Origin of the sequence: Streptomyces soli, from assembly GCF_003999195.1 — a bacterium.
Taxonomy (GTDB): Bacteria; Actinomycetota; Actinomycetes; order Streptomycetales; family Streptomycetaceae; genus Actinacidiphila; species Actinacidiphila soli.
The window spans coordinates 17,534-28,125 of the sequence record NZ_RJVR01000177.1; the positions used below are offsets into that span (position 1 = coordinate 17,534).

The following is a 10,592-nucleotide window of genomic DNA, read 5'->3' on the forward strand; positions in this document are numbered from 1 at the left end:
GGAGTGGTCGGAGAGTGGTCATGAGGCAGTCCGGGCTCCGTATTCAGACACTCGACCAGCGCGGCCTCGGCGGGCCGGATGGACCTGGGGCCGCCGGGCCCTGAGCGACCCTGATCTGGAAGGAGCGCTGTGGGGCTAACAACTGAGTTGCGAGGTGTGAGATGGGTACGGAAAACCTGGTAGGACGCCGGATCGTGGTCGGGGTCGACGGCTCGCCGTCATCGAAGCAGGCGCTGCGGTGGGCGGTTGAACAGGCCCAACTAACCGGCGCCGCCGTGGACGCGGTGGCTTGCTGGGCGTACCCGTCGATGTACGGATGGGGGATGACAGGCCTGGACCCCGAGCTCGCCGACGCCACCGGAAAGATGCTCGCCCAGGCGGTGACCGAGGTGGTCGGGGACGACCCACCGGTCAAGATCCGGGAAAGCATCGTGATCGGCAATGCCACCGAGGTACTACTGGAGAGGTCTGGCGGGGCCGAGCTGCTGGTAGTGGGAAGCCGGGGCCATGGCGGGTTCTCCGGTGCTCTGCTGGGCTCGGTTGGCCAGCACTGCGTGCAGCACGCATACTGCCCGGTCGTCGTGGTCCGTGACTTCAAGGGCTGACCGGGTCGGTGCTGTATCGGAGCCGATCGGCGATGCCGGGCCGGTTGGCATGTGGGTTGCTCGATCGCTGGGGGGCTCTGCCCCGCGGAGTTCGTGGCCACTCACTGATCGCCCGGACTGATGAGGCGGCCCGTGAGGCGCCTTGCCTTGATCGACACCCACATCTCGCGTTCGCCGCCTGCCCACGGCTTGGTGTGGGAGCGATCGGCCAGCCGTTGCACCGCTTGGGGGTCCATGACAAGCCGTGCAGGACCGGCGACGAGCACGCTCCAGCCCTGGCTCATGGCCTCGTCCACATGGTCGACCTCGAAGGCGATGTTCGTTCCCACGGCCGCCGCGGCCACCGAACCAGGCGCGGTCCGAAAGACGATCTCGTCGTCGATGACGTCGTAGTTCACCGGGATGACCGCCGGGCCATCGGGTGTCGACACCGCGACGCGCCCCACGCCGTGCGTGGAAAGCCGGGCGCGGCATTCGTCGGGGTCGAGGTCCCGCAGCCTGGGGTGCAGGAGCGCCTGGCCCTGGCCGGGCGGCAGATCGATGCCGCCCCCGCGCAGGGCTGCGACGCTCGTGCCCAGCGCGGCGGCCAGGCTGATGAGAGTCGCCAGGCTCGGGTCGGCCGGCTGTACCTCGAGGTACGCCAAGTAGTCCGGCGCCATTCTGGCGCGGCGGGCTGTTTCTGCCCGGGTCAGCCCCTGTCGCTTGCGTTCAGCGGCCACGCGCCGACCGATGTCGCCGGGGTCGGGAGCCCCGTCAAGCGGGGCTCTGTCGGACACGGCAGCTGTCTCATCCATGCCCGGCCGGGAAGGCTCGTGGGTTCTGGCGGGCCTGTGCTCGACGTGATGGATGTGCGCGTCGGGCCCGGGGAACACGAGCGTCACCTCGTCCGTGTCCGACCAGCGCACGTCGTAGGGAGGTGTGCCGTCCTCGTGGTGGAGTCCGACAATCTCGCCGTCGCGCCTGGTAGCGCCAGTGGCCGGGCTTTCGACAACAAGTTGGTCGCCGAGGTGAGCTCGCATGATCGCCGCCGTTTCCGCAGAACGTTGCTGTACCCAACGTGCCACGCGCGGCGTGCTGCCGCACGGGATGAGAAGCCCTGGTCCGGGGGCGAACGGGCCGGCCTCGGCCCAGGCCCCGAACAGGCACAGATGACTCACAACGGCTGGCTGTCACGCCCCGGAAGGGAAGGCGACATGCGCCACCGAACGGTCGCAGAGCTCATGACACGAATCCGGGCGCGGCAAGATATTCCGTTCAAGGAGATTGTCAAGTTGGTGGCGGAGAACGATGCCCGTCACCGCGCCCGCCCTGCCGCGCGACCGCGTCGCCGGACTGCTCGCGGTGGTGAAGCACCGCACGCTTCCCAACACCCTCGATCGAGCGTTCGGCAGGTGTCGTCGTCACCTGATCGGGTGGGCTGCAGCCCCCACCTGGAGTATCCGAGCATCGCATGGATTTGCGATTCGCGGCAGCCTGGAACTGTGCCACGAACTCCCTCAGTCCAAAGTTATGTCCGGGAGGACGCAGATGATCGTAAGGCGGCGCATCGTGAAAGCCGCGATTGTGGGAGGAGCTTTTGCCTTTTTTCCGGCCGTGGCCCCGCGATTGCGGTCTGCAATCATTGATGGCGCTCTGGACCCGAAGATGATCCACAAGTATGTCACGGCGCTTGTCATCCCGCCGGTCATGCCGTATGACCGGCGGGATGAGGGGGAATTGGTCGATCACTACACGATCGGTATTCGACAGTTTCAGCAGCAGGTCCTGCCTCCTGGCATGCCGGTTACGACGGTGTGGGGGTACGGGTCCACCCGGCATCCGGGCAGCTTCCACTACCCGGCGTTCACCATCGAGGCGAGTTTCGGCACGGCTGTGCGGGTGAGGTGGAAGAACCAACTGCGTGACCGCAACGGTCATCATCTACCACACCTGCTGCCGGTGGACCCCACGCTGCACTGGGCGAACCCTCCGGGCGGGACATCGCGCCGGGACTCGCGCCCTGCGTTCACCTCGACTCCGGAACCGTATACAGGCCCCACACCGATCGTGACTCACCTGCACGGCGGACGTAACACGGAAGAGAGCGACGGCTACCCCGAGGCGTGGTACCTGCCTGATGCGCTCGACATTCCCAAGGGTTACGCCACAACAGGATCCTTTTACGACGAGTTCAAAACGAAATTCCAGGACCGGTTCCACGATGCATGGGGCCTGGGCGACGCCGTATTCCAGTACGCCAACCATGAAAGGGCCGCAACCTTCTGGTTCCATGATCACGCCCTGGGGGTCACGCGCTTGAACGTCTACGCCGGTCTGGCGGGCTTCTACCTGCTACGCGGCGGCCCCGCGGACCTTCCGAAGGGAGTGCTGCCGGGCCCCCCTGCCACACTCCGTGACCCGCCGGGGCAGAGGTGCTACGAGATCCCCGTCGTCATCCAGGACCGGTCGTTCAACGCCAACGGCAGCCTGCTCTACCCGGCCGGGCGTGCTGCTTTCGACAGGTTCCGCGGACCCTACATTCCAGGTAGTGACATCTCGCCGATCTGGAACCCCGAATTCTTCGGTAACACGATGGTCACCAACGGCAGAACCTGGCCGGTTCTGCCCGTCGAGCCGCGCCGCTATCGGTTCCGTTTCCTCAACGGATGCAACTCGCGTTACCTGATCCTGAAGATCGTCACTCGAAGCCTCGCTCCCCGGCCCGCACCCCCGACCCTCAGCTTCTGGCAGATCGGAAGCGAGGGAGGTTTCTTGCAGACTCCCGTACGACGTGACGAGTTGCTCATTGCGCCGGCCGAACGCACCGATGTCATCGTGGACTTCACATCAATACCGGTCGGGACCGAGCTGTACCTCATCAACGAAGGTCCCGACGCGCCATTCAAGGGCGGTGCCGTAGGGACCGACTTCCCCCCGGCGGACCCGGCTACCACCGGACAGGTCATGAAGATCGTGGTCGGAAGGCTCTCCGCACCGGACACGAGCGTGCCACCTGACCACCTCACCCTCCCGCCTTTCGAGCCGTTGGGGGCGGCCCACCGCACCCGGCAAGTCTCCCTGATCGAACAGAACTCCGCAGTGCTGCCACACGTGGGCCCCCAGCAGTTGCTGCTCGGCACCCTGGATGCGAGCGGAAAACCGGTCCCAGCACACTGGGATGACCCCATCACCGAGAATCCGACCCTTGGGACGACCGAGGTATGGGAAATCCACAACTTTACGGCAGACGCTCACCCCATCCACATCCATGAGGTTCAGTTCCAGATCATCGACCGGCAGCACGCCCGCCAAGCCGCCCAACCCCCGGAACCATGGGAGGCCGGCTTCAAGGACACAGCCACCGCCTACCCGGGTGCCGTCACCAGAGTGAAGGCGACATTCGCACAGGCCGGCCAGTACGTGTGGCACTGCCACATGCTTGAACACGAGGACAACGAAATGATGCGGCCCTACCGCGTCAGCTGACGGTGACCGATCGGACTTGCGAGCACGGGCCCACTACGGACTGATGCATCAACACTCTCGACAGGCCCAGTGAGCGCGCCGCCGACCTGCGCGAGCACGGGGCCGACGTGGGCGTCGGTGACCTGGCGTCGCACCCTGCCCGGCCCGCGCCGCCAGGAATTGTTCGAGCGCATCGCTGTGGACCCGACCGAACTGGAGCGGTGGGAGGACGTCTCCCGCCGCCTGCGAGTGCCGTTCCACCGGGGCGTCATCAGCCAGTTCGAGGGCTGCGGCGACCTCGCCGAGCTGGACTGGGACGCCTACCGTGACCGCTATGGCGACATCCGCCGCCTCGATCGCATCCTGGAAGCCGAGGGCGACACCGTCAACCGCTACCAGGCCTCCAAACAAGCCGACGTCCTGATGCTCGGCTACCTCTTTTCGCCCGCCGAACTCGCCGGCCTCTTCCAGAAGCTCGGCTACTCGCTCGACGACACCACCTGGCGCACCACCGTCGACCACTACCTGGCCCGCACCAGCCACGGCTCCACCCTCAGCGGCCTCGTCCACGGCTGGGTCCTCGCCCGCGCCCGCCGCGCCGGAGCCTGGAAATACTGCCAGGAAGCCCTCACCGGCGACATCGCCGACCTCCAGGGCGGCACCACCGCCGAAGGCATCCACCTCGGCGCCATGGCCGGCACCCTCGACCTCGTCCAACGCGGCCTCACCGGCCTCGAAACCCGCGAAGACGCCCTGTGGCTCGACCCGGCGCCGCTTCCGGAACTCAAGGAGTTCAGCTTCTCCATGCGCTACCGGGGGCACTGGGGGGTGGGTCTGCGCGTGCGCGCCGGGCGCCTCGCCATCAGCGTGCCGGATTCCGGCGAGACGCCTATCCGCGTCGTCCTCGGGGGCCGTGCCTTCACGGTCGCCCCCGGCGATTCCCGCACGCTCGACCTCTGACTGCGCGAGCTGCCCACACCGATGTTGGGACTGCGAGGCGTGCGCCCCGGTCTGGTCGTGCCCCGCCCGACCGCCATGCAGGTACGCGCCATCGGCGAGGCCGTCGCCGCACGCCGCCGCGAAGGCGGCGACCCCTGCGCGGAGATCATGGTCCCGCTCACCGCCACGGTGGAGGAACTCCGCATCGTTCGCGACGAGGTTGAACAGGTCCTGACAGCGGTCGCCCAGGAGACCAGCACCGACGTCAGCTGCCCGATCGGCACCACGATCGAGCTGCCCCGCGCCGCGTTGACGACCGGGCGCATCGCCGACGCCGCCGAGTTCTTCTCCTCCGGCACCAGCGACCTCACGCAGACCACCTGGGGCTTCTCACGCGACGACGTCGAGGCCGCCTTCTTCTCCGCCTACCTCGACAAGCACATCTTCGCCGTCTCCCCCTTCGAGACCCTCGACCGCGACGGCGTCGGCCGCCTGGTGCGCCTCGCCGTCACCGAGGGCCGCGCCGCCCGGCCCGGCCTCCAGACAAGTGTCTGCGGCGAGCACGGCGGCGACCCCGACTCCATCCACTTCTTCCACGACACCGGGCTGGATTACGTCTCCTGCTCACCCTTCCGGGTCCCCGTCGCCCGTCTGGAGGCGGGTTGCGCCGCACTCACCGGGCAGTGACCCGGCTGGTCCTGGTGTCCAGGGCGCGCGTCGGGGCTCAGGTGATGTCGAGGACGTCTGGCAGTGGGCGGCGCGGTGTCGCGAGGCCTTGGGGACCGTAGCCGAGGCGCAGCACCATCTGGACGTATCCCATGGCCGACACCGGGTCGCGCACCATCCAGCGAAGATCGGACCATTCGAGGGCGTGGGAGGTGAGCGAGGTGGACAGCCCGTTCAACGTGGCCAGGAGCAGGACACGCTCCATCGCCTGGCCGCTGCGCAGCCACTCCTTCTGGCCGTCGCCGGCCGTGCCCAGCAGGACCAGATGCGGTGACCTTTCGAAGGCGGCCGTACCGCGGCCTGCCACCGGGCGCCTGCCCGCGAAGTCGCGCACTGGAGCACGCCCACCCCGTTTGCGAGGCCCGAGGGTGGACTCGGGGATCCCGTCGGTTGCCCTGGGGGCGGCACCGGCGCCGAGACGGAGCCAGCGAGCCAGGTCCTCGGAGCGCCCTGGGTCCGTGGTGTCGCGTCCCTCCGCGTCGTGCACCAGGTCCAGCAAAGCCTGAGCATGCCATTCACCAGGGAAGATCAGCTGAGCTCCCTCCAGACGGGCGGCCTCGGCCAGGGCTGCCTGCACGGCGTTCGGGATGTCCTTCTCCTCGAACGGATGGCGGCTGGTGTGCCGGCGACGGATGGCGGGATCCAGAGTGGCGAGGGCGCTGTCGGGGTGCGCGGTGTCAGCCAGTCGGACCGTGGCCAGCAGTTGCGGGTCCGCAGGGTCTGGCAGTAGCTCGGTGACCGGCTCCCAGCCCGCGCGGGCGGCGGCGACACGCAGGTTGAACAGGGCAGCACCGCAGCCGAGGTGGAGGGCACGGGTGTCGGGGTCGGAGTGCGGCATGGCGCGTTCGAGGTCCGAGCGCACGTGGAACATGCCGTCGGCGCGGATGAAGCGAAACTGCCACGGCTGTGCATTGTGCATGGATGGGGCGGCTGTGGCGTCGTCGACGAGGGCGGTCACAGTCTTCGTGTCGAGGGTTCGGACCGGCACCAGGGGCCTCCCTCCGGCAAACCGACGGCCTGATGGCAAAGGCGATCCGTCTCTGCCTCCACTATTTCACGATGGCCCCGGCCTGCTCCCTACGGACTTACCCGTTCGGGCACTCCTGCCCCGTTGGGCGTCAGTGCACCAGGATCCGCCGTCCTGTGACGCGCCCGGGTTCGATGCGGACCCACATCTCACGTTCGCCGCCCGCCCATGGCTCGGTGTGGGCCGCCTCGGCGAACTGCCGGACGGCGTCCGGGTCGGTGACCTGGTCGGCGTGACCGGTCACAAGCACGCTCCAGCCCTGGCTCAGCGCCTCGTCGATGTGGTTCACCTCGAACGCCGGCTCGGTGCCGGCGGCCAGGGCGGGGGTGGTGCCGTTGGCCGTCCTGAAGACGATGGCGCGGTCCACGACGGTGTAGTTGACCGGTGCGATGGCGGGGCTGCCGTCCGATGTGGATACCGCGATGCGTCCCACCCCGTGCGTGGACAGGTGGGTCCAGCACTCCTCGGGCCCCAGCTCCACCAGCTCTGGGTGGACGGCGGCCCGCCCCGTGCCGGGCGGCAGGTCGGCGTCGCCGCCGTGCAACTGGCTGAGGGAGATCCCCAGCGCCTCGGCCAGCCGCAGCAGGAAGTTCACGTCCGGCGTTGCGGCCGGCTGCTCCTCCACGTACTGCAGGTACCCAGGAGCAGCGCCCGCCCGGGCGGCCACCTCCTCCCGGGTGAGGCCCAGTTCCCCGCGCCGCAGGGCGATCCGGCGCCCGATGTCTCCGGTGACCTTCGCCTGCTCGGTCATGGCCGCTCACGTCCTTTCACCTTCACGCGGTCCTGAGAGCCACCGTGTCGTGCTGCTTGCCGCCGAGTACGACCTTCAGCGCGCCCGTGTCGGCGGCCCGGGAGAAGACGTCGTACGCCTCCTCCATGGCGTCGAGTTCGAATGTGTGGGTGACCAGCGACGACGCGGGCAGCCGCCCGGCGGTCATCATCCGCAGCAGGGTCGGGGTGGAGTACGTGTCGACCAGCCCGGTGCGGATCGTCACATTCTTGATCCACAAGTCCTCCAGGTGCAGAGTCGCGGGTTTGCCGTGCACACCGACGTTGGCAACGTGCCCGCCCGGGCGCACCATGCGCGTGCACAGCTCGAAGCTCTCGGGCAAGCCCACCGCCTCGATGACGACGTCCGCCCCGAGGCCCTCGGTGAGGTCAACGACCAGCCGTTCGGGGCCTTCGTCTGTGCCCACCACCGCGTCCGCGCCGAGCTGCTTGGCCGCCTCCAGGCGGGGCCGTGCGAGGTCGACGGCAATGATCCTGCCCGGCGAGAACAGCTTTGCCGTGGCGATCGTGGCGAGGCCGATGGGCCCGGCCCCGACCACGGCGACGGTGTCCCCGGGGCGCACCTCGCCGTTCAAGACGCCCACCTCGTAGGCAGTGGGAAAGATGTCGGCCAGCAGCACGGCGTCCTGGTCGGCAACGGCCCCGGGCAGCGGATACACGGACAGGTCGGCGTGCGGCACCCGTACGTATTCGGCCTGCGTGCCGTTGATGAGGTGGCCGAGGACCCAGCCCCCGCCGCCACGGCACTGTCCGTACGCGCTTTCCCGGCAGTACCGGCACCGCCCGCACGCGGTGATACAGGAGACCAGCACCCGGTCCCCGGGCCGGACGGTGCGGACTCCGCTGCCGACCTCGACGACCTCGCCGACGGCCTCGTGGCCGAGGATCGTGCCGGGCCGGACGTCCGGCACATCGCCCTTGAGGATGTGCAGGTCGGTGCCGCAGATCGTGACGGCATCGACGCGGATGATCGCGTCCGCGGCGTCCTCGATGCCGGGATCGGGGACGTCCTCCCAGTCGGACTGCCCAGGACCATGGAAAACGAATGCTTTCATGACCATTTCCTTTCGTTTCCTGTCTTTGTTCCCTGTCTTGTGTGGCCATCCGGGTGGGCCGATCACTCGTGCGGGAATGATCACGACGGGGCAGGCGCTGTGGTGCACCGCGGCCTGGAGCACAGGCCCGATGCGTGCCCCAGCGGGTGCGGAGGGCGGCCCACGACCAGAAGCGCCCCGCGGGACGACGCGCCCACCACCTGCGGGCCGGGCTCTCGGAGGCGGCCTCCTCGCAGAGCCGCACTTCGGGGAACTTGGCCCGCCAGGGCTCCAGCATCGCGCTGAGCGCGCGTCCCGAGCCCTCCCGTGCGTCGCGCTGGTCGGCGTCGCCCAGCCATGGAGCGTGACAGCACGCAGGACGCTGCCGCGCCTGGCGGTGGCTTCGGAAGCAAATTCCAGGATGCTGTCGCACGCCGACGCAGTGTGAGCCCTAGGATCACCTCGCCCCAGAGGCATCGCCGTTGTCGGCCCGCACCAGCACCACGGGAGTGCTCACCGTGGCCGCGAGCTCCATGCCGGTCGATCCGAGGAAGAAGCCGGCGACGGACCCGACTTCGCGGCAGCCGAGCATGAGCATCTGCGCGCGCTCCGCCTCCGTAACCAGCAGCCCGGCCGGAAAGCCGGAAACCTGCTCCGCGGCGATGGCCAGGTCCGGGTACGCGATGGCCAATTCGGCCTGTGCCGCCCGCAGGGCCCGTTCCGCCCCGTGGTGCCAGGCCGCCTCCGGCTCCGGTGGCAGGTCCAGCTGCGGCTCCCCGGACCAGGCGTTCACCAGTCTCAGCGGCACGCCCCGCCTCCGGCGCCTCACGGGCCGCCCAGCCTGCCGCTGCCAGGCTCTCCCGGGAACCGTCCAGCCCCACCGTGACAGGGCACGTCATGACGGCCTCCTCTCACGCGGGGCGGCGGTACACCCCAGTTCAGCCCCGTACTTCCATCCTGGTCCACCGCCCGGCGGCACGCATGGGCCACTCGGACCCGGTTACCCGGGTCACGCGGCCCGCGCCGCGTACAGGCCATAGCCTGGACACTTCAGATATCCGCTCCGCGGAGGAGGCGGACATGGCAGCCGACTGCACGATGGCTACGGACGGCACGGCGCGCGTCGCCATAGCCGCACTCCGCCTCACCGTGCCGGATCCGTCGCCCGAGCGCACCGCCGCGCTGCCATCACCATCGACGCCGACGCCGACACGGACCAGGTCCTCCGCCTCAGGAGGAGCACCGGGTGCGGCGGCTGCCGGTCATCTCCGAACACACCGGCTGGTCGGCATGATCAGTGAGGCCGACCTCGCCCGCCACCTGCCGGAGGAGCAGGTGGGCCGCTCCGTCGAGGTTGTCTGCGCGGCCTCCTGACCTGGATTGCTGCCGACTCGGATCGGGCATCATCCGAGTCGGCGGCCACAGCCCGAGATCCGACCCCGTTCGACCCAGTCCGACCCAACTTCGCGCCTTCGCCGAGCAGACGGCGTCGCACGCAGAGCCGTTCAGTCTGGCAAATGGGACTAGTCGGCCCTTTCGGGCTCTTGGATCCGCATGTGAGCCTCGAGGCTTGAAGACACAATCAGGTATCTACGGCGCCGGGCTCGGCACGGGGAAGAAGGCCCGCCTCAACCGGATCCTCCACCAGCACGGCATGCGGAACGGCACCGCGATATTCCTGCCTTACGATCATGGGCTGGAACACGGCCCGCGCGACTTCTTCGCCAACCTCGCCGTGAGCGACCCGGCTTACATCATTCGGCTCGCGCTGGAGGGAGGGTTCAACGGCATCGCCCTCCAGATCGGGCTGGCTGAGAAGTTCTACTGGGACTTCGCCGGCGAGGTCCCACTGGTCCTGAAGCTGAACGGGAAGACCGACATCCCCTCGGATGCCGAGGGGATGGATGTCCCCGCTGCACGCATCCGTCGCGCGGGAAGTCCACGCTCTCCGGCGCGCTGGCCGATCGCCTGGGTGTCACGCTGGTCAGCAGCGACCGCCTCCGCAAGGAACTGGCGGGCATCCCGGCC

Annotated in this window: 8 protein-coding genes and 3 pseudogenes; 6 read left to right on the forward strand and 5 right to left on the reverse strand. The window is 68.7% G+C overall.

What is annotated here, in order from left to right; translation table 11 throughout:
• Nucleotides 1-161: 161 nt before the first annotated feature.
• Entirely contained in the window at nt 162-605 is a 444-nt protein-coding gene (locus tag EFK10_RS15480; RefSeq protein WP_127356270.1) for a universal stress protein, read from the forward strand.
• Between the two features lie 101 nt (nt 606-706).
• On the opposite strand, the gene EFK10_RS15485 is transcribed toward EFK10_RS15480, so the two are convergent.
• Complete coding sequence (locus EFK10_RS15485) at nt 707-1,624, reverse strand: DUF1918 domain-containing protein (protein ID WP_127356271.1); 918 nt, start codon at nt 1,622-1,624, stop codon at nt 707-709.
• 268 nt (nt 1,625-1,892) lie between these two features.
• On the opposite strand from EFK10_RS15485, the gene EFK10_RS53280 reads away from it, so the two are divergent.
• The 3 genes and pseudogenes from EFK10_RS53280 to EFK10_RS15505 all read left to right on the forward strand — a co-directional run.
• Nucleotides 1,893-4,070, forward strand: a complete 2,178-nt coding sequence (locus EFK10_RS53280; protein ID WP_206305462.1) for a multicopper oxidase family protein — start codon at nt 1,893-1,895, stop codon at nt 4,068-4,070.
• Nucleotides 4,071-4,199: 129 nt separating this feature from the next.
• Nucleotides 4,200-5,009: pseudogene (locus EFK10_RS15500) on the forward strand (glycosyl hydrolase family 65 protein); the annotation flags it as partial.
• An 18-nt stretch (nt 5,010-5,027) separates the two neighbouring features.
• Nucleotides 5,028-5,675: pseudogene (locus EFK10_RS15505) on the forward strand (putative PEP-binding protein); the annotation flags it as partial.
• A gap of 37 nt (nt 5,676-5,712) precedes the next feature.
• On the opposite strand, the gene EFK10_RS15510 reads toward EFK10_RS15505, so the two are convergent.
• The 4 genes from EFK10_RS15510 to EFK10_RS15525 all read right to left on the reverse strand — a co-directional run bounded on the left by EFK10_RS15510 (nt 5,713) and on the right by EFK10_RS15525 (nt 9,372).
• On the reverse strand, nt 5,713-6,702 hold the full coding sequence (locus tag EFK10_RS15510) for an Acg family FMN-binding oxidoreductase (protein ID WP_164836013.1): 990 nt from the start codon (nt 6,700-6,702) through the stop codon (nt 5,713-5,715).
• A gap of 130 nt (nt 6,703-6,832) precedes the next feature.
• Nucleotides 6,833-7,492, reverse strand: a complete 660-nt coding sequence (locus EFK10_RS15515; protein WP_127356275.1) for a helix-turn-helix domain-containing protein — start codon at nt 7,490-7,492, stop codon at nt 6,833-6,835.
• A 22-nt stretch (nt 7,493-7,514) separates the two neighbouring features.
• Nucleotides 7,515-8,585, reverse strand: coding sequence for a zinc-dependent alcohol dehydrogenase family protein (locus EFK10_RS15520; protein WP_127356276.1), 1,071 nt, complete (start codon nt 8,583-8,585; stop codon nt 7,515-7,517).
• Nucleotides 8,586-9,021: 436 nt separating this feature from the next.
• Entirely contained in the window at nt 9,022-9,372 is a 351-nt protein-coding gene (locus tag EFK10_RS15525) for a universal stress protein (protein WP_164836014.1), read from the reverse strand.
• A 272-nt stretch (nt 9,373-9,644) separates the two neighbouring features.
• On the opposite strand from EFK10_RS15525, the gene EFK10_RS50230 reads away from it, so the two are divergent.
• Nucleotides 9,645-9,938 carry a hypothetical protein gene (locus EFK10_RS50230; protein ID WP_127356278.1) on the forward strand — a complete coding sequence of 98 codons (294 nt, stop codon included), beginning with the start codon at nt 9,645-9,647 and terminating at the stop codon, nt 9,936-9,938.
• A 280-nt stretch (nt 9,939-10,218) separates the two neighbouring features.
• Nucleotides 10,219-10,407, forward strand: a pseudogene (locus EFK10_RS52660) (aldolase); the annotation flags it as partial.
• Nucleotides 10,408-10,592: the final 185 nt, after the last annotated feature.

Bases quoted from the DNA above. Each gene is read 5' to 3' on its own strand.
- EFK10_RS15480 (WP_127356270.1), top strand. From the start codon at position 162: ATGGGTACGGAAAACCTGGTAGGACGCCGGATCGTGGTCGGGGTCGAC.
- EFK10_RS50230 (WP_127356278.1), top strand. From the start codon at position 9,645: ATGGCAGCCGACTGCACGATGGCTACGGACGGCACGGCGCGCGTCGCC.
- EFK10_RS15520 (WP_127356276.1), bottom strand. From the start codon at position 8,585: ATGAAAGCATTCGTTTTCCATGGTCCTGGGCAGTCCGACTGGGAGGAC.
- EFK10_RS15515 (WP_127356275.1), bottom strand. From the start codon at position 7,492: ATGACCGAGCAGGCGAAGGTCACCGGAGACATCGGGCGCCGGATCGCC.
- EFK10_RS15485 (WP_127356271.1), bottom strand. From the start codon at position 1,624: ATGCGAGCTCACCTCGGCGACCAACTTGTTGTCGAAAGCCCGGCCACT.
- EFK10_RS53280 (WP_206305462.1), top strand. From the start codon at position 1,893: ATGCCCGTCACCGCGCCCGCCCTGCCGCGCGACCGCGTCGCCGGACTG.